Below are 19,916 nucleotides of genomic sequence, written 5' to 3'. Positions count from 1 at the left end.
GACACATGAAGCGGCGGATCTTCGAAGCCGAGCACGAGGCGTTCCGGGCCACCGTGCGCACCTTCCTCGACAAGGAGGTGCTGCCGTACTACGAGAGTTGGGAGAAGGACGGCATCGTCAGCCGGGAGGCCTGGCTCGCCGCGGGCCGGCAGGGGCTGCTCGGCCTGGCCGTGCCGGAGGAGTACGGGGGCGGCGGCAACCCGGACTTCCGGTACGCCGCAGTGATCGCCGAGGAGTTCACCCGGGCCGGGGCCGCCGGACTGGCCATCGGCCTGCACAACGACATCATCGGCCCCTACCTGACCTCGCTGGCGACCGAGGAGCAGAAGCGCCGCTGGCTGCCCGGGTTCTGCAGCGGCGAGACCATCACCGCCATCGCGATGACCGAGCCGGGGGCCGGATCGGACCTCCAGGGCATCCGTACGACGGCCGAGGACCGGGGCGACCACTGGGTGCTCAACGGGTCCAAGACCTTCATCTCCAACGGGATCCTGGCCGACCTGGTCATCGTGGTCGCGAAGACCACCCCCGAGGGCGGGGCGCACGGCCTGTCCCTGCTGGTCGTCGAGCGCGGCACGGAGGGCTTCGAGCGGGGCCGCAACCTCGACAAGATCGGCCAGAAGGCGCAGGACACCGCCGAGCTGTTCTTCCACGACGTGCGCGTGCCCAAGGAGAACCTGCTCGGCGAGCTCAACGGTGCGTTCCTGCACCTGATGGGCAACCTGCCGCAGGAGCGGATGGGCATCGCGATGGCCGGTATCGCGGCCGCCGAGCACCTGCTGGAGATCACCACCGAGTACGTCAAGGAGCGGGAGGCGTTCGGCCGGCCGCTCTCCAAGCTGCAGCACATCCGCTTCGAGATCGCGGAGATGGCCACCGAGTGCGCCGTCACCCGCACCTTCCTCGACCGGTGCATCGTCGACCACTCCAACGGCGAACTCGACCACGTGCACGCCTCGATGGCCAAGTGGTGGGCCACCGAACTGCAGAAGCGGGTCGCGGACCGCTGCCTCCAGCTCCACGGCGGCTACGGCTACATGACCGAATACCGGGTCGCGCGGGCCTTCACCGACGGCCGCATCCAGACCATCTACGGCGGGACCACCGAGATCATGAAGGAGATCATCGGTCGTTCCCTGCTCGGCTAACTCCCCTCGAAAGGCTTGACAGTGAGCAGCGAAGCTTACGTATACGACGCGATCCGCACCCCGCGGGGCCGCGGCAAGGCCAACGGCGCCCTGCACGGCACCAAGCCGATCGACCTGGTCGTGGGTCTCATCCAGGCCCTGCGCGAGCGGAACCCCGGACTGGACCCGGGCACCATCGACGACATCGTGCTCGGCGTGGTCGGCCCGGTCGGCGACCAGGGCTCGGACATCGCCCGGATCGCGGCGATCGCCGCCGGGCTGCCGGACACGGTGGCGGGCGTGCAGGAGAACCGCTTCTGCGCCTCCGGCCTGGAGGCCGTCAACCTGGCCGCGGCCAAGGTCCGTTCCGGCTGGGAGGACCTGGTGCTGGCCGGCGGCGTCGAGTCGATGTCCCGGGTGCCGATGGCCTCCGACGGAGGTGCCTGGTTCGCCGACCCGATGACCAACCACCTCGTCAACTTCGTGCCGCAGGGCATCGGCGCCGACCTGATCGCCACCATCGGCGGGTTCTCCCGGCGCGACGTGGACGAGTACGCCGCGCTGTCCCAGGAGCGGGCCGCGAACGCCTGGAAGGACGGCCGGTTCGCCAAGTCCGTCGTGCCGGTCCTGGACCGCAACGGCCTGGTGGTCCTCGACCACGACGAGCACATGCGCCCGGGCACCACCGCCGACTCGCTGGCCAAGCTCAAGCCGTCCTTCGCGGACATCGGCGACCTCGGCGGCTTCGACGCCGTTGCGCTGCAGAAGTACCACTGGGTCGAGAAGATCGACCACGTGCACCACGCCGGCAACTCCTCCGGCATCGTCGACGGCGCCTCGCTCGTCGCGATCGGCTCCCGCGAGGCGGGCGAGCGCAACGGCCTGACCCCGCGCGCCCGGATCATCTCGGCCGCGGTGTCCGGCTCCGAGCCCACCATCATGCTCACCGGTCCCGCCCCGGCCACCCGCAAGGCGCTCGCCAAGGCCGGGCTGACCATCGACGACATCGACCTGATCGAGATCAACGAGGCGTTCGCCGGAGTCGTGCTGCGGTTCGCCGCGGACATGGGCATCGGTCTGGACAAGATCAACGTCAACGGCGGTGCCATCGCCCTGGGCCATCCGCTCGGCGCGACCGGCGCCATGATCCTCGGCACCCTCGTCGACGAACTGGAGCGCCAGGACAAGCGGTACGGGCTCGCCACCCTCTGCGTCGGCGGCGGCATGGGCATCGCCACCGTCGTCGAGCGCATCTGACACCCGGCCCACCCGCCCCGCGAACACTCACGGAGAAGACCCGCATGAGCAGCAACAGCACCATCCGCTGGGAGCAGGACGAGACCGGCGTCGTCACCCTCGTCCTGGACGACCCCAACCAGTCCGCGAACACGATGAACCAGGCGTTCAAGGACTCCATCGCCGCCGTCGCCGACCGCGCCGAGGCCGAGAAGGACTCCATCCGCGGCATCATCTTCACCTCCGCCAAGAAGACCTTCTTCGCCGGCGGCGACCTCAAGGACATGATCCGTCTGCGTCCCGAGGACGCCCGGCTCGCCTTCGACACCGGCAACGCCATCAAGGCCTCGCTGCGCCGCATCGAGACCCTCGGCAAGCCGGTCGTCGCCGCCATCAACGGCTCGGCCCTCGGCGGCGGTTACGAGATCTGCCTGGCCTCCCACCACCGGATCGCGCTGGACGCCCCCGGATCGAAGATCGGCCTGCCCGAGGTCACCCTCGGCCTGCTGCCGGCCGGCGGCGGCGTCACCCGTACGGTCCGTCTGATGGGCATCGCCGACGCCCTGCTGAAGGTGCTGCTCCAGGGCACCCAGTACAACCCGCAGCGCGCCCTGGACAACGGCCTGGTCCACGAACTGGCCGCCACCCCCGAGGAGATGCTTGCCAAGGCCCGCGCCTTCATCGACGCCAACCCCGAGTCGAAGCAGCCGTGGGACGTACCCGGCTACCGGATCCCGGGCGGCACCCCGGCGAACCCGAAGTTCGCCGCCAACCTGCCGGCCTTCCCGGCCAACCTCAAGAAGCAGCTGAACGGCGCCCCCTACCCGGCCCCCCGCAACATCCTCGCCTGCGCCGTCGAGGGCACCCAGGTCGACTTCGAGACCGCGCTCACCATCGAGGCCCGCTACTTCACCGAGCTGGTCACCGGCCAGACCGCGAAGAACATGATCCAGGCGTTCTTCTTCGACCTGCAGGCCGTCAACGCCGGACGCAGCCGCCCCCAGGGCGTGGAGCCGCGCAAGGTCACCAAGGTCGCCGTGCTCGGCGCGGGCATGATGGGCGCGGGCATCGCGTACTCCTGTGCCAAGGCGGGCATCGAGGTGGTCCTCAAGGACGTCACCGCCGAGGCCGCGCAGAAGGGCAAGGCGTACTCCGAGAAGCTCCTCGACAAGGCGCTGGCCCGGGGCCGTACGACCGAGGCCAAGCGGGCCGAGCTGCTGGCCCGGATCACCCCGACCGGGGACGTCGCCGACCTGGCGGGCTGCGACGCCGTCATCGAGGCGGTCTTCGAGGACACCGCCCTCAAGCACCGGGTGTTCCAGGAGATCCAGGACGTGGTCGCGCCCGACGCGCTGCTCTGCTCCAACACCTCCACGCTGCCCATCACCGGCCTGGCCGAGGGAGTCTCCCGGCCCGCCGACTTCATCGGCCTGCACTTCTTCTCGCCCGTCGACAAGATGCCGCTGGTGGAGATCATCAAGGGCGAGCGGACCGGGGACGAGGCCGTCGCCCGCGCCTTCGACCTGGTCCGGCAGATCGCCAAGACCCCGATCGTGGTCAACGACTCGCGCGGCTTCTTCACCTCGCGGGTCATCGGCCAGTTCATCAACGAGGGCGTGGCGATGGTCGGCGAGGGCATCGAGCCCGCCTCCATCGAGCAGGCCGCCGCGCAGGCCGGCTACCCGGCGAAGGTGCTCTCCCTGATGGACGAGCTGACCCTCACCCTGCCGCGGAAGATCCGCAACGAGACCCGCAAGGCCGTCGAGGCGGAGGGCCGGACCTGGACCGAGCACCCGGCGGACGCCGTCATCGACCGCATGGTCGACGAGTTCGAGCGTCCGGGGCGCAGCGGCGGCGCCGGCTTCTACACCTACACGGACGGCAAGCGGGACCGCATCTGGCCGGGGCTGCGCGAGCACTTCACCAAGCCCGGCTACGAGATCCCGTTCGAGGACATGAAGGAGCGGATGCTCTTCGCCGAGGCCCTGGACACCGTCCGGTGCCTGGAGGAGGGCGTGCTCACCTCGGTCGCCGACGCCAACATCGGCTCCATCATGGGCATCGGCTTCCCGGCCTGGACCGGCGGCGTGCTCCAGTACATCAACGGCTACGAGGGCGGCCTGCCCGGCTTCGTGGCCCGCGCCCGCGACCTCGCCGCCACCTACGGCGAGCGGTTCACCCCGCCGACCCTGCTGCTGGAGAAGGCCGAGCGCGGCGAGACCTTCACCGACTGACGGCCGCCGTCACGGGTGACGGCCGCAGACCCGCTCGCGGCCCGTCCCGCCCGCCCGGTGTACGGGCGGGCGGGACCAGGTCGTCCGCGGGCCCGGTGCTCAGGCCGTGGTGCCGCGCACGGTCGCGAACACCCCGCGCTCCGCGGTGCCGTCGGGTGCCGTCCAGCCGGCGGTGACGTGGCCCGGCGCGCCCGCGGCCGTGTTCTCGTCCCCGGGTCCGCCGGGCCGCAGCAGGCGGGTCACCTGAAGGGTCAGCCGGCCGCCGTCCCCGTCGGCCACCACCGCGATCCCGGTCCCGCGCACCGTGTGCGAGACGGCGGGCGCGGCGCCGGGAGCGGCCGTGAGGCCCGGGCCCGCGTACGCCGCGGTGACCGTGGGGTCGGGGGTGTCGGACTCGTTCTGGTGCTGCGCCTCGGCCTTCCCCTGGAGCAGCGCGAGCAGCTGCGCGACCAGTACCGGGTCGTGCGTCCCGTCGTAGACCCACCGGCGCCCCAGCACCCCGTGCTCCGACGTGCCCACGAGGCCCTGCACGGCTCCTTCCAGCGGCGCGTCCCGGTAGGTCAGCGGGACGAGGTACGCCGCCGGCGCGGCACCTGAGGTGTCGGTGACCACCATGAACTCGATGCCGACCTCGCCCTCCGGGTCCTCCAGCCGGAAGCCTCCGGCCTTGGCCAACTCCGGCGAGGCCCCCGACCCGCCGCCGTACCACGGCTGCGAGGGGAGCCAGGAGGCGAGGAGCTCCAGCTTGCCGGGTTCCATCGTGGTCCTGTGAATGACTGCCATGCCCGCCAACCTACCCGGCGCCGAGCCGGAGTTCGGCGATCCGGCACGGCCGTCCCGCGGGCCGTCCCCGCGGGTACTGCCCGCCGCGGAGCCGGCAGTGGCCGGTACCCGAGATGCGAGGCCGCCGGACCCGGCGCACGATGGACGGGCACGCGCCCTTTTCCCGCGCCGTGCACGGCTTGGGGGAGCACCTCTTCATGTGCGTTCATATGCGTTCATGTGCGAAGAACGGGGAGAATCATGAGGAAATCCCTGGTGGCCACCCTTGCCACGGCCACGCTGGCCGTCACGCTGACAGCGCCGGCGACACCCGCGTCCGCCTCGGCTTTCTGCGACCAGACCACCCCGAACACCTCCCTCTTCTTCTACAAGAAGAGCAGCGGTGAGGCGGGAACCGGCACGCTGTCGGCGGGCCGCTGGCGATACACGGGTGCACTCAGCCTCCCCTCCGGGTATACGCACGCCGCCGCGAGCCGCGACTCACTGCTGCTGTACGACGCGAACACCGGGGAAGGGGAGAGCGGCACGTTCACCGGAGGCCGGTACCGGCGCGTCCAGACCTACGACAACTTCTCCACCGGCTGGACCCAGCTGGAGGCGTCCGGCGACTCGGTGCTCGCCTACAACTCCGCCACCGGTCACGGAGGATCGGGCACGCTGAAGGGCGGCAGGTACCAACAGGTCCGCACGTACGACAACTTCAGCACCGGCTGGGCCTCTATGGCCGCTTCCTGCGACACGCTGGTGGCGACGACGGCCAGGAGGGGCTCCACCGAATTCCCCGAGAGCAACGTCGGGTTCGGGACGCTCCAGCGCGGCGTCTACCGGAACACCGGCAACAGGGACGGGGACGTGTTCCTGGGAACGCTGATCGCCACCCAGAACTCCGTCATGGGCCTGGCCAAGACCAGCAGCACGCAACTCACGTACAAGGTCACCACGGCGGCCGACGGCGAGGTCGGCCAGTTCGAGGACATCGGCACGTCGGGCGTGTGGAACACGGTGGGCCGGACGGCGGACAGCCTGTTCTTCTACAAGACCGACGGCACCGCCTGGACCTCGACCCTCAACAACGGGAACTACCGCAACGTCGGCCCGCTGAGCGACGTCTCCTCGGGCTGGTCGATCATCGAGGGCGGTGTGTGAGCGCGCAAGTCCACGGTGGGCGCGCGGCGTTCACGACCGCGAGGAAGCGCCATGACCGTGAGGAACCGCCATGACCCTGACGACGTGGTTCTTCGAGCCCGGCCACAGTGCGGCGGAGTTCCGCGCCCGGCACATGATGGTCGCCCCCGTGCGGGGGCAGCTCAAGAACATGCAAGGCCGGCTGGAGGTCGATCCGGACGCGCCGGAGACGGCCCGCATCCGGGCGACCGTCGACGCGACCCAGGTCTACACCGGTGAACCCCGGCGTGACGCCCACCTGCGCAGCGCCGACTTCTTCGACGTCGAGCACCATCCGACGTGGACGTTCACCGGGACCGGGGTCCGGCAGATGAGCGGGACCGAGTTCCAGGTCACGGGTGACCTCACCGTCCGCGGCGTGACGCGTTCCGTGTGCTTCGACGTCACCTACCTGGGGCAGTGGAACACCCCGTGGTGGGAGGAAGGCCGGAACCTCGGACCGCGGCGCCGGGCCGGCTTCACCGCCACGACCCGGATCAACCGCCATGACTTCGGGGTGAGCTGGAACGACGCGGTCGACCGGGGCGGCGTGGTCGTCAGTGACGAGATCGACGTCGTCGTCGACATCGAGGCGGTCCTGGAGCCCGGCGGGGCGGCCGGATGAGGCGGCCCCGGGGATCCGCGGCGGGCCGGGTCAGTCCTCGCCGGCGAACGCCGCCCGCAGCTCGTCGCGCAGCGACCGCTGGAAGGAGGTCACCAGTGCCTGCACCACCAGCGGCTGCATGTGCGCGGACAGCGCCTTCATCGACTCCACCCGCTCCGGATCGTCCTCTCCCCGGGTGAACGGACCCCATACCTCGTCCCGGAACAGCGCCGTCAGCTCGTGCGCCGTCGCCCGCGCGTGCTCCATCAGCACCGTCCGGGCGGCCAGGATCGTCTCGTGCGCGATCGGCACGTCCAACAGCGCCACCCCCAGCCGCAGCAGCGCCGGATCCACCCGGAAGCCGTCGCCGGCCGGACCGATCACGTTCATCGCCGTCAGCCGCCGCACATCGGCGTCCGACAGGGTCCGGCCGGCCCGCTTCTCCAGCTCCGCCCGCGAGCTCTCCTGCTCCGGGTCGGGCGCCCAGCTCGCCACCAGCGCCCGGTGAATGGCCAGGTCATGGGCGCTGAGATCGTCCGGCAGGGCGTCCAGGTAGCGCTCGATCGCCGACAGGGTCATGCCCTGCACCTGGAGCTCCTCGATCAGCGCCAGCCGCGACAGGTGCTCCGGCCCGTAGTGCCCCACGCGACGGGGGCCGATCACGGGAGGGGGCAAAAGCCCGCGCGTGCTGTAGAACCGTACGGTACGGACGGTGACACCGGCTCGCGCCGCGAGTTCGTCCACGGTCAGCGTGAGCGTGGGCGTGGGCTCCTGCGCCTGGCTGCTCATCGGCTGTGCCTCGCTCTCGCTCTCTGATCTGCGCCTCAGGTTCAACAGTATTGCTGTCGCACCAACGATGTGAAACGGCCAGGAGCTGCCCATGACGACGAACCTGCGACTTCCCGCACCCGCCGACGCGCTCACCCTGCCCGCCCTGCTCGCCCGAAACGCCGCCGAGCACCCCGAACTGCCCGCCCTGTCCTGGCGCACCGGCGGGGGAGCGGAATGGTCGACCCTCACCTGGTCCGAGGTCCGCCACCGGGTCGCCCTCCTCGCCGCCGGCTACGCCGCCCTCGGCGTCGAACGCGGCGAGCACGTGCTGATGATGATGGGCAACCGCCCCGAGCACTGGCTCACCGACCTCGCCCTGGTCCACCTCGGCGCCGTCCCCGTCACCGTGTACGGCACCTCCGCCCCCGAGCAGATCGCCCACATCGCCCGGCACAGCCGCGCCCGCCTCGCCGTCGTCGAGGGCACCCGCGAACTGGCCCGCTGGGAACCGCTGCTGGCCGACCCCACCACCCGGCTTGAGCGGCTGGTCGTGGCCGAGGCCGCGCAGGCCGGCGGCCACGGCACGTACGCCTCCCTGTACGCGAGCGGAGCCCGGCTGCACCGCCCGGAGGGCTTCGAGAAGGCCTGGCAGGAGTCCCGGCCCGAGGACGCGCTCACCGTCGTCTACACCTCAGGCACCACCGGCGACCCCAAGGGCGTCCGGCTCACCCACCGGAACATCATGCTCCAGGCCGTCCGGCTGGACCGGAACACGGACCTGCCCGAGCACGCCGAACACATCAGCTACCTGCCGCTGGCCCACATCGCCGAACGCATCCTCGGCATCTACCTGCCGCTGCTGCGCGCCGCGCACGTCCGGCTGTGCGCCGACCCCGCGGCCGTCGCCGGCGCCGTCCGCGAGCTGCGCCCCGTCCAGTTCTTCGGCGTACCCAGGGTCTGGGAGAAGCTCGCCGCGTCCGTACGGGCCGTCCTGGCGAAGCTGCCGGCGGACCAGCGCACCGCCATCGAGGCCGCGAACGACCTGGCGCGCGCCCGGGCCGCGCACCACGAGCGCGGTGAGGAGGTCCCGGCGGAGACGGCCGCCGCGTACGCACGCGCCAAGGAGCGCGTCCTCGACCCGCTGCTGACCCTGGCCGGGCTCGACCGGCTGGTCTGGACGGCCAGCGCCACCGCGCCGATGCCGATCGACGTGACCCGCTTCTGGGCCGGCTGGGGCATCACCATCATGGACGCGTGGGGGCTGACGGAGACCTCCGGCGTGTGCACCGTCAACAGCCCGGACGCGTTCCGGCTCGGCTCGGTGGGCCGCCCCATCGAGGGCCTGGAACTGCGGATCGCGGAGGACGGCGAGATCTTCGCCCGCGGCGCCACCGTCTTCGACGGCTACCTGCGGCCGGACGGCTCGGTGGAGAGCGCGGGCGACGCCGAGGGCTGGTTCCCCACCGGCGACATCGGACGGCTGGACGAGGACGGCTTCCTCTGGCTGACCGACCGCAAGAAGGAGCTCATCATCACCTCCACCGGCAAGAACGTCGCGCCGGCGCTGGTGGAGAACACCGTCAAGGAGCACCCGCTGATCGGCCAGGCCCTGGTGCACGGCGACGGCCGCTCCTACCTGGTCGCCCTCCTCGTCCTCGACCCGGAACTGGCCCCCGTCTGGGCGGCCGCCCACGGTATCGAGGACACCACCCTCACCGCCCTCGCCGCCCACCCCCGGATCCGGGAGGAGATCGCCCGCGCGGTCGAAGCGGCCAACGCCCGCCTGAACCGCACCGAACAGATCAAGAAATACCGCGTCCTGACGGAGGAGTGGGGCCCGGAAACCGGCGAACTGACCCCGTCCCTCAAACTCCGCCGCCGCGCGGTCCGCGAACGGTACGCGGAGGCCATCGACGGGATGTACGAACAGGACGCGCCCGCTTCCTGACCCGTTGTCAGTGGCAGCTGCCACGATCGTCCCCATGACCGAATTCGGGGAACTCACCGCCTACACCGCCGGGGACGGCGACGAGCCTTACCCGCCCGACCACTGGTACGTCCCGGCCCGGCTGCCGCAGACCACGGCGGCCGGCGCCGGACCGGACGTCCGTATCGTGCTGACCGGCTGGGAGGTCTGGCCGGCTTCACTGGGCATCAGGCTCGGCGTCTTCCTGCGCCGCACGCCGGAGGGGGACCGTGGGGGCGGCCCGGACGGGCTGCGCGTCGCGGTGCGGTTCGCGGACGGCCGAGTCGTCAGCACCCTGGACGACGAGGACGCCCGGCCGAGCCTCCGGGTCCACGGAGGCGCCAGTGGCCCCTTCCACCACGGCGTAGACCTGCACCTCTCGCAGCTGCCGCCGGACGGGCCGCTCACCCTGATCACCGAGTGGCCCGCGCGGGGGGTGCCCGAGACCCGGACGGAGTTCGACGGCGCGGCTCTGCGTGCGGCAGCGGCCGGGGCGGTCGAGATCTGGCCGGACCTCCCGCCGCCGCCCGGGCCGGAGGACGGGGAGTCGGAGGGGTTCGCCTGGTGGAGCCGCGGCCCCGGAGAGATCATGGCTGCCCAGCCGCCCGTTCTCCCCTTCTGGCAGTACGAAGCCCAGGCACGGCCCGTCCCGCCGTCGGACCGCGACGACTGGGACTACATGGGGTACGAGGGCTGGGCCGACCCCGAGCTGGTCCGGGCCCGGCTGGCGGCCGGCGCGGACCCGGAGGACCCCGAGGCGGCACCGCTGCACCGGCTCGCCGCGTCGGGGCGGCCGGAGTCGGTGGCCGAGCTGGTCCGGCTGGTGGCGGACGTGGACGCGGTGCACAGCGAGGGCGTCACCGCCCTCTGGGAAGCGGTGTGCCACGGCGCCGCCGACAACACCGCCGTTCTGCTCCGAGCGGGGGCGGACGCCTGGACGCCGCAGGTGGGTGCCTGGTCGCCCGGACGCCTTGCGCTCGCCACCGGCCTGGCATCCGCCTTCGAGGCGCTGCCCGGTGCGGTTCCTCTCACGGAGGGGGAGCGCGAGGCGTTCCGCGCCGCGGACGAACAGGCCGAGGTCTTCCGGGACGTACACACCGAAGGGATCTCGGTGGCGTTCGTCGGCGGGGTCGACGAGGACGAGGTGATCCGCCGCCTGGGTGCCGACCCGGCCCGCACACCGGTGCTCGGGCCGCACGAGGTGGGCGACCCTGATCCCGACGGGTTCGACCCGTGGGCGGAAGGCGCCGAGCGCTTCGTCGGCGTCACCGGGGTTCCGGGCGGATGCGTGCTGTTCCAGCCGTGCTGGTACCTGATGAACACGTCCTCGGTACTGGACGCGGTATCCGGTGGCGACCGGGCCTACGGCGTGTACTTCAACCCCAAGGGCGGCACGTTCGGCGCCCTGTCCGTCGACGGCCGGACCGAGCTCCGGGAGGAGATCGGCCTGTCGCCCCGTGCCGAAGCCGGCGCCGGCCACTGGTTCCACCGCTTCTGGCAGTGGGATCGCGAACCGGGCCTGTCGAACGCCCACGAGCTGGCCTACGCCTGCGACCTTGCCGGCCTACGGGTGCCCGACCCCCGGGGCGTCTCCGGCGGGCCGCGCCGCTGGGTGCGGATCCCCGAGGGCAGTCCGCTGCTCGACGCGTGGGGGTGACCGGCGGGGCGAACCCGGTCGCCGATGCGCGGCGGGCTCAGGCGCCGATCCGGATGACGACCTTGCCGAAGGGGGCGTCCTCGGCATAGCCGCGGTAGGCCGCGTGGGCTTCGTCGAAGGAGTGCACGCGGCCGATCACCGGGCGGAGACCGAACGTGTCGATCGCCCGGTTCATGGCCTCGAAGCGGTCACGGCTGCCGACGAACTCGCGGCGGATCGTGACCAGGCTCGACGCGTACGCCTCGTTCGAGATCTCGATCCCCGCCCGGCCGGCCCCGGAGGTGATCAGCAGGGCGATCTGGCCGTACAGGGCGCTGGCCCGCACCGACTGCTCGATGGTCGCCGGGCCGCCGGTCTCCACCACCAGGTCGGCGCCCCGGCCGTCCGTGAGCTCCTTCACCCGCGCACCCCACTCGGGTTCGCGCACGTAGTCGATGACGCTCTCGGCGCCCAGCTGCTTGAGCCGCTCGGCCTTGTCGGCACCGCCCGAGGTCGTCGCCACGATGCGGCAGCCCAGCATGGCGGCGAACTGCATCGCGAACAGGGCCACCGGGCCGGTGCCCAGGGTCAGCACCGTCTGCCCCGGCAGCAGCGGAGCGCCGCCGGTCAGCGCGCTCCACGCGGTCACCGCCGCGCACGGCAGGGTGGCGGCCTCCTCCCAGGACAGGTGAGCGGGGACGGCCACCGCCCACTCCTCGTCCAGCACGGCGTACTCGGCGAGCAATCCGTCGAGCGTGCAGCCGGGCTGATCGATGGCCTCCGGGGTGATCGGACCGGTGCGCCAGCGCGGGAAGTACGCGCAGGCCACCCGGTCGCCCACCGCGAAGCGGGTCACCGCGTCCCCGACGGCGACGACCTCTCCGGCGCCGTCGCTGAGGGCAACCACCCCCGGCACGGCGGGCAGTGGGTAGGACCGGTCCAGGATCATCAGGTCGCGCCGGTTGAGGGATGCGGCCCGCACGGCGACCACGATGCCGGTGGGACCGGTCGGCTCGGGCACCCGCGGCCCGCGGTCACCGAGCACGATCCCCTCGACGTCGCCGAACGATTCCAGACGGTACGCACGCATCACGGCCTCCAGAGTGGTTTCCTGCGGTGCCACCGATGCTCGGGGCCGGACGTGCGCCCGGCAATTCCCTCTGGGGAATCGCACGGTCCGCCCGGCGGCCGTTAGAAAGGGTTCATGGCCACGACCACACCTTCGCCGTTCGCCCGGGAGATGCGCCGCCGACGGACGCTGCGGCGGATGAGCCAGCTGGAGCTCGCCACCGGCGCCGGCACCACCCAGCGGTACGTCAGCTTCATCGAGAGCGGCCGCTCCGTCCCCGGGCGGGCCATGGTGGTCAGGCTGGCCGAATCCCTCGGCCTGACCCTGCGGGAACGCAACTCCCTGCTGCTGGCCGCCGGATACGCACCGGCCTACGCCGAATCGGCGCGGGACGCCGCGGCCGTCGAACCGGTCATGACGGCACTGTGCTCCATCCTCACCGGCCACCTGCCCTATCCGGCGGTGGCCGTCGGCCGGCACGGGAACCTGGTCCTCGCCAACGACGCGTTCGGGCTGCTCACCGAAGGCGCGGCCGCCCACCTCCTGGAGCCGCCGGTGAACGTGCTGCGGCTCGCCCTGCACCCGGAGGGAATGGCGCCCCGGGTGGCGAACCTGGCCGTGTGGGGGCGGCACATCACGACGAACCTGCGCACGCGCGCCGCCGCCCACCCGGATCCCGAACTCGACGCACTGGCAGCCGAGCTGACCGGCTACCTGCCGCCCGAACCCCCGACCGGCCCGGACCACGTGGGGTTCGCCGCACCGCTGCGGCTGCGCACGGCGGACGGTGAACTGCGGCTGCTCACCACCGTGACCTCCTTCGCCACGGCCGTCGACGTCACCCTGGCCGAACTGCACCTGGAGGCGTTCCTGCCGGCCGACGCGGCCACCGCGGCCCTCCTGCACCACCGCGCGGGCACCCGCACGTCGGGCACCCGCACGACGGGCACCCGCACGTCGGGCACCCGCACGACGGGCACCCGCACGACGGGCACCCGTACGAGGGCGAAGGGCTGAGGGCTGCCCCGTAAGGCTTCAGGTGCCCCGGCTGAGACGTCCCGGGAGTCGCCCTGGTCGTCAGCGACCTGGGTCCCGTTGCTGGGGCTGTCGCTGTACACGGCGGTGCCGGTGTGGGCTCCGGCCGAGGAGGCGCCCGACCTCGTCCGCGAGTAGCCCCGGCCGACGGAAGGGGTGCCGGCCGGGGCGTATGTCATGACTCAGGCAACCGGATGACGCCAATGCAGGTCCGAGGAGTCATTGATCCAGTACGTATGGGATCGATCGGTCACGCGGAGGTGCACCTCGGTGATGGCGGGCTGCCCCGTTTCGTCCCAACCGAGGAGCGACCGCTCGATGTCGTCCCACAGGCAGACAGGACCGCCCTGACGTACGAGCCACCCCTCGCCTTCGTCTGCGAGCTCGGCGAACGACTCCCGGTCCGGGTCAAAGAGGTAGACGAGGGCCCTGCCATCGCTGGCCTGGGCTCGCAAGACCTGTGCCGTCGGCGCCGCCAGCTGGGCCAGGAAGGCCGGCATCGGCTCGTCGAGGTCGGTCGGGGGGACGAGGGCCCGGCGCTCGGTGCCGGGGTACGCCACGCGGGAGGACAGGTCTCCGGCGATCGGCGTGACGGCCTGGGAACGCGCCTGCATGAAGTTGGTGTGGGCGACGAACCGACCCTCGGCCGTTCCGTCGTCGCGAACCGTGACCTTGGCGAGGCCGGTCCCCGTGAGCAGTGATCCGACGGTGGCGAGGATGATGCCGCCGGGACGCGTCTGTCGCAACCACGTGTAGGGGATGCGCCGGACTCCGCACGTGGCGATCACCCTGTCGTACGGAGCGCGGCGGGGCAGGCCGAGGAGTCCGTCCCCCGTGACGGTCCAGGTGGAGAACCCGGCGGTCTCCAGGGCTGCGTCGGCGCGGGCGGCGACTTCGGGGTCGACCTCGATCGTGGTGACGTTGTCCTCGCCGAGACGGTGGCACATCAGGGCAGTGGAGTACCCGGTCCCGGTGCCGATCTCCAGCACACGGTGACCGTCCTCGACCTCCAGTTCCTCGATCATCTCCAGCACCAGCCGCGGGACCGTGGACGAGGACGTCGGGATGCCCGGTACTGGGCCGGGAGCCTCATCGGCTGTGAGCTGGTTGTCGAGCTGCGTGACGAGAGACTCGTCGGAGTACGCGGTCCGGACCCACTCCGCCGGGTCCGTGCCGGAGGCCGTCGTCGGACGCCAGAGCCCGTTGTCCGTGGGCAGGAAGACGCCGGGGTTCAGGAACAGTTCGCGGGGGACGGCCTCGACGGCCTTCCGCCACGCGGGCGTACGGATGGCTCCTGCGGCTTCGAGGCGGTCGGCGAGGGCCTGTCGCTCGGGGCTGGTGTCGATCAACGGGTTTCTCCCTGGGTGAGCAGGTCAGCGAAGGCGGCGGCCATGGGGAGCCCGGTGTGCTCCTCCAGCCAGCCCCATTGGCCGTTGGGGTTCAGTTCCAGGAGCCAGTACGTTCCGGCGCGGTCGACGGCGAGGTCGAAGCTGCCAGAGGCGAGGCCGAAGGCGTCGAGGAAGGCGAGGAGCGCCGTTTCCAGAGGTGTGGGCAGGGTGATGACCGAGTAGGCCAGGGCAGAGTAGTCCCGCCGCCAGTCCAGGAGATCGGACGTGATGCGGACGGCGAAGACCTGGCGGCCCACGATCAGGACGCGGACGTCACACGTCTTGTCGACGCGTGCCTGGAAGAGGTGCGGGGTGACTCGGACGCGGTCGTCGATCTCGTCCGCCGTGACCGGCTCCGCCCATGACACCATGGGGACGCCGTCGCGCTGGTAGGACGTTGCCCGTAAGGTCTTGTGGATCACTGCGGGGTGTGCCGCGATGAATTCGCGCGCCTCGGCCGGGTCGTTGGTGATGAGGGTGGCCGGCACGGCGAGGTCAAGACGCTGGGCGTGCGCGAGCTGGTGGGGCTTGTAGTCGGACTCGGTGTTCCGTAGGGGGTGGTTCACCCAGAGGGGACCGTCGAGGGCGTGTAGGACGCCGCCGAGCCCGTGCCGCGTCTGGGCGGCGGCGAACCGGGCGTCGTCGGGGCTCAGATGCGGGAAGTCCGGCCAGGTGGGCCGCCGCCAGTACACGGCGCGCACGGCATCCAGGTGGGCCGTTCTCGACGGTGTGAGCATCCGCCCGGCCGCGTGGGCCGGGCGGATGCCGTACCGAGCCGAGACCGTCAGGCTGTCGCCGATGTCGGCGGGGTTGAACCTGACTACCGGCATACTGCGCCGGTTGAGTTCGGTGATGACCATGTCAGCGGTGACGTCGTCCGCCTCGGTGGCCACCAGGATGGGCCTCTCCTCGGTCGTCTGCATCAGTCCTGCTGGCTGTCCTGGTCGCTGCCCTGGTCGCCGCTGCCCTGCCCACCGTCGGGGCTGGTCGAGGTCGTGGTTCCCGTGGCGCTGCTGGTGCCGTGCTTGCCCATCTCTACCACCCGGCCGTACTGGTCACGGAAGATGCCGAGCTGGGTGACGGGGTCGATCGTCGCAGAGGCGTGCGGGACACGCACGGTGGTGCTGAACGGCGCGAGGCGGCTGCTCCCCCAGGGGGTGACGGGGGCAGGAGGCATGATGGTCATGGGACTCCGATCGGTGTGGGTGAACCCAGGTTCCGGGTGGAACCCGGGGGTCGGTTACTGCCGACGACGATTGCGGTCAGCGGGCCGACGACGGTCGCGACGTATTGGGCCTGTCGACGCCACTCGTGTGGCCCTGAGGGGGTCCCGCAGGCTGCTCGGGAGACAGCGGTGGGAGCCCGGGGCGCCCGATGTACGGGGGCCCGTAGCTGTTCCGGACGACGCCGATGGCGCGGTGCAGGCGCGAGATGATCCGCGCCAGGCCGCGAGCGTGATTCCAGTTGGCGTGCGGGGTGTCGGCCGGGCCGGTTCCGGCGAGGTGGATCCACTCGTCCACCGCCGAGGCCGCGGCCGAGCGGACCCCGACCAAAGCTACGAGGTCGTTGCCGTAGGTGAGTAGATCCGCGATCAGCGCGGCCACGTCCTCGGCCGCCGGCCGCTGGCCGTACGGCACCAGGGCCCTCAGGACCAGGGCCGTGCCGGTGTCCACGTCTACCGGGGTGGTCATCCCGTGCTCCCTACCTCGTCAGCGGGTGATGGACACCAGCGTGACGCCCCAGGGAGGCCAGAACACTCACACTTTTGTGAGTGCTCCGCCTGCTACATGCCGATCCAACGAGCCATCCCACCAAGGCTGTCCGGCGCACGCCGCGACATGTGGACCAGGCCACGGATCGTGGCCCGCGTGCCCGGCAGGTGCCGGGTCTGCTCCGGCGCGATCTTCCGGGCGTCCGCCAGGTACCGGAGGGACGTCTTCGGGGAGCCGGCCTCCATCTCCACGAAGGCGCGGTCCACCAGGTAGCGGGCGCGCCGCGAGGTCAGCGTCGAGGCGGGGAGCTTCAGCGCGCGAGCCTGCCCAAGGGCGGTGTCGTAGTCACCCATGGCGATCGACGTGCCGAGCTCGTGCAGACGGACGTTCGTACGCCCGAAGCTGAGCCAGTGGACCTCTCCGGCCTCGCCGCCAACACGCTTCGCCAGTTCCCGCGCAGCGGCGAGGTGTGCCTCTACGCCAGCGCCGTCGTCCTGCTTCGCTGCCACAGTGGCCAAGCCCAAGTGCAGCTGGCCAGTCACGGCGAGGGCCTCACGGCTGGTCTGCCCGGTCAGCAGCGCCTGCCCCGACCTGATCAGCTGGACACTCGTCGCGCACCGCCACAGGGTGCCGCGCTTGTACCGCTGCACCGCCTCCATGCACGGATCCGAGGCTCGGCCGGCGGCCCAGCCCATGCGGTCCAGGGCGACGCGCGCTAGGTCGGGGTGGTCCAGCTTGAGCGCCACGTCGTGCGCAGTCCGGTACGCCGAGGCGAGGGCCCGCCACGTCTCGGTGGTGGGGGTGGTCCACGCCGTGTGGGTGAGCTCCACAATGAGCGCGGGCACGGCTTTGGCTGCGGCCCGCAGGTGGGTAGCTCTCACCTTCTGGCACAGCGTCTCCGCTTCTGCCACGAGATCGGGCACGGGCCGAACAGTGGTGAGGTCGGGGTTCGGGCCGAGGTCGTACCGGTCGAGGGCCTCCCGAATGGGTGCGACCAGCGACAGCAGGCGGTCAGGGGGCAGGGATGTCACGGCGGGCGGTCCTGTCAGCTCGGACGTGTCCACGCGCAGCGCCTGCGCCACAGCCGCCACGAACCCGGGAGTGGCGGGGCGGGCCCCACACTCGACCTGGCTTAAGAGGCTGAGGCTGTACGGGATCCGGTCGGCCAACTCGCGCTGCGACAGCCGGGCAAGGCGTCGCCGCGCGCGAATCCGGGAACCGGTGTGGTCATCGTCGGGTAGCGGCATACTGGTCTCCGTCCAAGACTCGTCATCAAGGACCGTACCGCCACCGCCCCCGACTCCGCCCGGACCGGGGGCGGTTGCATAGGCTCGGTCCCCATGACGACGCGCACCCTGTATCTGTTCGGCTCGGCCGCCCCGCCCGTGTTCGACATCGCTCGCGTGATCGAGGACGCGCAGGCCCGCGGCTGGGACGTCTGCCTCGGCCTCACGCCGACCGCCGCGGAGTGGCTGGAGGACGGTCTCGACGGCCTCGCAGCGCTCACCGGGCACCCGGTCCGCAGCCGGTACAAGCGCCCCGGAGACCCGGACGTGTGGCCCAAGGCAGACGCCATCCTCGTAGCGCCAGCCACCTTCAACACCGTGAACGCGTGGGCGCTCGGGCTTACGGACCGGTTCGTTGTCGGCGTCGTCGCGGAAGGCATCGGCAAGGGCATCCCGATCGCGGTCATGCCGTGCGTCAATGCGGCCTACGTCCAGCACCGGGCGTTCGAGCGGTCCGTGCAGGAGCTGCGCGAAATGGGCGTGAGGGTCCTCTACGGCGAGGGCGGGTTCGTGCCCAACCAGCCAGGCCAGGGCCGACCGGAGGCATATCCGTGGGGGCTGGCCCTGGACGCCGTGGACGGTCTGCTCCCAGCCGCCGGGGCGTAGACGCACGAAAGCGCCCCCTCCCGGCCCGGAGGCCAAGAGGGGGCATTCGCGTCACAGGATCCGGGTCAACCGCAACCAGGACCCGGTCTTGATGATGGTGGGCGTTGCCGAGGAACTCGCCTGCGCCCACCGCAACTGGAGCGTGCCCGCGGTGCCGCCCACGACCAGCCGGCCAGCTGGTCGGACGGCGGAGCCAGCCGCGATGATGCCGACACCGCTGCTCGTCGCCGCGTCGTTCCGCTGCAGCTTGATGGACCCGATGTTGTTGGTGTTCCCCGCGCTGATGCCGCCCTCCGTCCACGACATCGTTGACCCGGCTGGCACCGACCAGCCGAGTGTCACGTCGCCCGCCGGGTCGCCCTAGACATCGAGGAACGCGTCGATGGCGTACCAGCCGCCCGCCACGACGGACAGCGCGAGGTGGTCGTCGTCCTGAAGCGTGGTCGACGAAACGACCGGCTCGTCAGCCGACTTGATCGCGGACCGAACTTCGTTCTCCGCGTTCGTCATCCGGGTCTCCAGGCTGGTGATCCGGTTCAGGGCGTCGTTCAAATACCCGTCCAGGGCGACACCGCTCGCGTTCGGGTAGAACTGGCCGGCGGCCCACGCCCGGTCGCCGTGCGGGTCGACCGCGGCCGTATGCGCGCTGACCTTCGCGGTGGCGCCAGCCGTCGTCTCCAGGGCAGACGTATCCGCGATCCCATGCACGCCCGTCGCGTCCGCGGCGTGCGCCGCGACCGCGGCATCCGTATACGCCTGGGCCTCGGCCTCCGATCCCGGCGGCCCGGCCGGGCCGGTCGCCCCGGTCGCGCCCTGAGGGCCGGTCGGCCTCGCGGGCCCGGTCGCGCCCCGCACGTACCCGGGCAGTGCCGGATCCGCCACGACGAGATCCACGAGATCGATCGGAGAACCGTCCCCGGTGTCGAGGGCGAATGCCCGGCGCCGGTACGGCTGGCCGGTGATCCGCTCCTCGACGATCCACGCACGCCCGGTCGCCGGCTCAACGCCCGCGGCGTCGTTCGTCACCAGGGTCACGGACAGCTCGCCGGTGCCGGACAGGGTGACCGTGGTCCCGCCGGTGTAGATCTGCTCGTGCCCCTCGATGAGTTCCTCGTCCGCACCGGCAAGGCAGCGGAAGGCGACTTTCAACATTCGAGGCATGAAACCGGCCGCGGCGCGGTATCGTCCGAAAAATCCCTGACGCCCGAGGAGTTGGCAGAAGCGGCAGGCGTCCCACGGGAAGATCGCGACTGGTTCGTCACGATGGTCAGGCGCTTGCGCAAGCAAGGCGACGCACAA

At 71.5% G+C, this 19,916-nt stretch carries 19 protein-coding genes; 9 read left to right on the top strand and 10 right to left on the bottom strand.

Features of this window, described 5'->3' with window-relative positions:
- Positions 1-5: 5 nt before the first annotated feature.
- From AC067U_RS02050 to AC067U_RS02040, 3 genes are read left to right on the top strand one after another with little or no spacing between them, the layout of a single operon-like run.
- Positions 6-1,148 (top strand): acyl-CoA dehydrogenase family protein, encoded by a 1,143-nt coding sequence (locus AC067U_RS02050; protein ID WP_478827653.1) that lies wholly within the window; start codon positions 6-8, stop codon positions 1,146-1,148.
- A 21-nt stretch (positions 1,149-1,169) separates the two neighbouring features.
- On the top strand, positions 1,170-2,384 hold the full coding sequence (locus AC067U_RS02045; RefSeq protein ID WP_478827652.1) for an acetyl-CoA C-acetyltransferase: 1,215 nt from the start codon (positions 1,170-1,172) through the stop codon (positions 2,382-2,384).
- A 44-nt stretch (positions 2,385-2,428) separates the two neighbouring features.
- Positions 2,429-4,597 carry a 3-hydroxyacyl-CoA dehydrogenase NAD-binding domain-containing protein gene (locus AC067U_RS02040; protein WP_478827651.1) on the top strand — a complete coding sequence of 723 codons (2,169 nt, stop codon included), beginning with the start codon at positions 2,429-2,431 and terminating at the stop codon, positions 4,595-4,597.
- 99 nt (positions 4,598-4,696) lie between these two features.
- Here AC067U_RS02040 and AC067U_RS02035 read toward each other — a convergent pair whose 3' ends face one another.
- A complete protein-coding gene (locus tag AC067U_RS02035) occupies positions 4,697-5,380 on the bottom strand; it encodes a maltokinase N-terminal cap-like domain-containing protein (RefSeq protein WP_478827650.1) in 684 nt (227 codons plus the stop codon).
- A gap of 255 nt (positions 5,381-5,635) precedes the next feature.
- Between AC067U_RS02035 and AC067U_RS02030 the strand changes: the two genes are divergently transcribed.
- The gene (locus tag AC067U_RS02030) at positions 5,636-6,526 is read left to right on the top strand and encodes a hypothetical protein (RefSeq protein ID WP_478827649.1); all 891 of its coding nucleotides are present in this window, start codon (positions 5,636-5,638) and stop codon (positions 6,524-6,526) included.
- Positions 6,527-6,596: 70 nt separating this feature from the next.
- Positions 6,597-7,169, top strand: a complete 573-nt coding sequence (locus AC067U_RS02025) for a YceI family protein (protein ID WP_478827648.1) — start codon at positions 6,597-6,599, stop codon at positions 7,167-7,169.
- Positions 7,170-7,199: 30 nt separating this feature from the next.
- On the opposite strand, the gene AC067U_RS02020 is transcribed toward AC067U_RS02025, so the two are convergent.
- Complete coding sequence (locus AC067U_RS02020; RefSeq protein WP_478827647.1) at positions 7,200-7,937, bottom strand: MerR family transcriptional regulator; 738 nt, start codon at positions 7,935-7,937, stop codon at positions 7,200-7,202.
- A gap of 91 nt (positions 7,938-8,028) precedes the next feature.
- On the opposite strand from AC067U_RS02020, the gene AC067U_RS02015 reads away from it, so the two are divergent.
- Together AC067U_RS02015 and AC067U_RS02010 are read left to right on the top strand one after the other, a co-directional pair.
- A complete protein-coding gene (locus tag AC067U_RS02015; RefSeq protein ID WP_478827646.1) occupies positions 8,029-9,867 on the top strand; it encodes an AMP-dependent synthetase/ligase in 1,839 nt (612 codons plus the stop codon).
- Between the two features lie 34 nt (positions 9,868-9,901).
- On the top strand, positions 9,902-11,542 hold the full coding sequence (locus AC067U_RS02010; protein WP_478827645.1) for an ankyrin repeat domain-containing protein: 1,641 nt from the start codon (positions 9,902-9,904) through the stop codon (positions 11,540-11,542).
- A 37-nt stretch (positions 11,543-11,579) separates the two neighbouring features.
- On the opposite strand, the gene AC067U_RS02005 is transcribed toward AC067U_RS02010, so the two are convergent.
- Positions 11,580-12,611: a zinc-dependent alcohol dehydrogenase family protein gene (locus AC067U_RS02005; protein ID WP_478827644.1), complete on the bottom strand. Its 1,032-nt coding sequence runs from the start codon at positions 12,609-12,611 to the stop codon at positions 11,580-11,582.
- A gap of 114 nt (positions 12,612-12,725) precedes the next feature.
- Between AC067U_RS02005 and AC067U_RS02000 the strand changes: the two genes are divergently transcribed.
- Complete coding sequence (locus tag AC067U_RS02000) at positions 12,726-13,607, top strand: MmyB family transcriptional regulator (protein WP_478827643.1); 882 nt, start codon at positions 12,726-12,728, stop codon at positions 13,605-13,607.
- Positions 13,608-13,807: 200 nt separating this feature from the next.
- Here AC067U_RS02000 and tgmC read toward each other — a convergent pair whose 3' ends face one another.
- The 5 genes from tgmC to AC067U_RS01975 form a co-directional block, all read right to left on the bottom strand.
- The gene (gene tgmC, locus AC067U_RS01995; RefSeq protein WP_478827642.1) at positions 13,808-14,974 is read right to left on the bottom strand and encodes an ATP-grasp peptide maturase system methyltransferase; all 1,167 of its coding nucleotides are present in this window, start codon (positions 14,972-14,974) and stop codon (positions 13,808-13,810) included.
- Complete coding sequence (gene tgmB, locus AC067U_RS01990; RefSeq protein WP_478827641.1) at positions 14,971-15,936, bottom strand: ATP-grasp ribosomal peptide maturase; 966 nt, start codon at positions 15,934-15,936, stop codon at positions 14,971-14,973. The genes tgmC and tgmB overlap by 4 nt, the downstream gene beginning before the upstream one ends.
- Positions 15,936-16,190, bottom strand: a complete 255-nt coding sequence (tgmA, locus tag AC067U_RS01985; protein WP_478827640.1) for a putative ATP-grasp-modified RiPP — start codon at positions 16,188-16,190, stop codon at positions 15,936-15,938. The genes tgmB and tgmA overlap by 1 nt, the downstream gene beginning before the upstream one ends.
- A gap of 85 nt (positions 16,191-16,275) precedes the next feature.
- Positions 16,276-16,704: a DUF6415 family natural product biosynthesis protein gene (locus AC067U_RS01980; protein WP_478827639.1), complete on the bottom strand. Its 429-nt coding sequence runs from the start codon at positions 16,702-16,704 to the stop codon at positions 16,276-16,278.
- Between the two features lie 92 nt (positions 16,705-16,796).
- On the bottom strand, positions 16,797-17,972 hold the full coding sequence (locus tag AC067U_RS01975) for a helix-turn-helix domain-containing protein (protein ID WP_478827638.1): 1,176 nt from the start codon (positions 17,970-17,972) through the stop codon (positions 16,797-16,799).
- Positions 17,973-18,065: 93 nt separating this feature from the next.
- On the opposite strand from AC067U_RS01975, the gene AC067U_RS01970 reads away from it, so the two are divergent.
- Positions 18,066-18,617: a flavoprotein gene (locus tag AC067U_RS01970; protein WP_478827637.1), complete on the top strand. Its 552-nt coding sequence runs from the start codon at positions 18,066-18,068 to the stop codon at positions 18,615-18,617.
- Between the two features lie 51 nt (positions 18,618-18,668).
- Here the strand turns inward: AC067U_RS01970 and AC067U_RS01965 are convergent, their stop codons facing one another.
- A complete protein-coding gene (locus tag AC067U_RS01965; RefSeq protein WP_478827636.1) occupies positions 18,669-18,923 on the bottom strand; it encodes a hypothetical protein in 255 nt (84 codons plus the stop codon).
- Between the two features lie 54 nt (positions 18,924-18,977).
- Positions 18,978-19,916 (bottom strand): hypothetical protein, encoded by a 939-nt coding sequence (locus AC067U_RS01960; RefSeq protein ID WP_478827635.1) that lies wholly within the window; start codon positions 19,914-19,916, stop codon positions 18,978-18,980.

This window comes from Streptomyces sp. NPDC043853 (assembly GCF_056436025.1).
The sequence above is the reverse complement of the archived record's forward strand: the minus strand, read 5'-3'. Positions and strand labels throughout refer to the sequence as shown.

What these genes read in the sequence shown, in the direction of transcription:
- AC067U_RS02050 (WP_478827653.1), top strand. Translation starts at nt 6, where the DNA reads ATGAAGCGGCGGATCTTCGAAGCCGAGCACGAGGCGTTCCGGGCCACC.
- AC067U_RS02040 (WP_478827651.1), top strand. Translation starts at nt 2,429, where the DNA reads ATGAGCAGCAACAGCACCATCCGCTGGGAGCAGGACGAGACCGGCGTC.
- AC067U_RS02035 (WP_478827650.1), bottom strand. Translation starts at nt 5,380, where the DNA reads ATGGCAGTCATTCACAGGACCACGATGGAACCCGGCAAGCTGGAGCTC.
- AC067U_RS02025 (WP_478827648.1), top strand. Translation starts at nt 6,597, where the DNA reads ATGACCCTGACGACGTGGTTCTTCGAGCCCGGCCACAGTGCGGCGGAG.
- AC067U_RS02020 (WP_478827647.1), bottom strand. Translation starts at nt 7,937, where the DNA reads ATGAGCAGCCAGGCGCAGGAGCCCACGCCCACGCTCACGCTGACCGTG.
- AC067U_RS02015 (WP_478827646.1), top strand. Translation starts at nt 8,029, where the DNA reads ATGACGACGAACCTGCGACTTCCCGCACCCGCCGACGCGCTCACCCTG.
- AC067U_RS02010 (WP_478827645.1), top strand. Translation starts at nt 9,902, where the DNA reads ATGACCGAATTCGGGGAACTCACCGCCTACACCGCCGGGGACGGCGAC.
- AC067U_RS02005 (WP_478827644.1), bottom strand. Translation starts at nt 12,611, where the DNA reads ATGCGTGCGTACCGTCTGGAATCGTTCGGCGACGTCGAGGGGATCGTG.
- AC067U_RS02000 (WP_478827643.1), top strand. Translation starts at nt 12,726, where the DNA reads ATGGCCACGACCACACCTTCGCCGTTCGCCCGGGAGATGCGCCGCCGA.
- tgmB (WP_478827641.1), bottom strand. Translation starts at nt 15,936, where the DNA reads ATGCAGACGACCGAGGAGAGGCCCATCCTGGTGGCCACCGAGGCGGAC.
- tgmA (WP_478827640.1), bottom strand. Translation starts at nt 16,190, where the DNA reads ATGCCTCCTGCCCCCGTCACCCCCTGGGGGAGCAGCCGCCTCGCGCCG.
- AC067U_RS01980 (WP_478827639.1), bottom strand. Translation starts at nt 16,704, where the DNA reads ATGACCACCCCGGTAGACGTGGACACCGGCACGGCCCTGGTCCTGAGG.
- AC067U_RS01975 (WP_478827638.1), bottom strand. Translation starts at nt 17,972, where the DNA reads ATGCCGCTACCCGACGATGACCACACCGGTTCCCGGATTCGCGCGCGG.
- AC067U_RS01970 (WP_478827637.1), top strand. Translation starts at nt 18,066, where the DNA reads ATGACGACGCGCACCCTGTATCTGTTCGGCTCGGCCGCCCCGCCCGTG.
- AC067U_RS01965 (WP_478827636.1), bottom strand. Translation starts at nt 18,923, where the DNA reads ATGTCGTGGACGGAGGGCGGCATCAGCGCGGGGAACACCAACAACATC.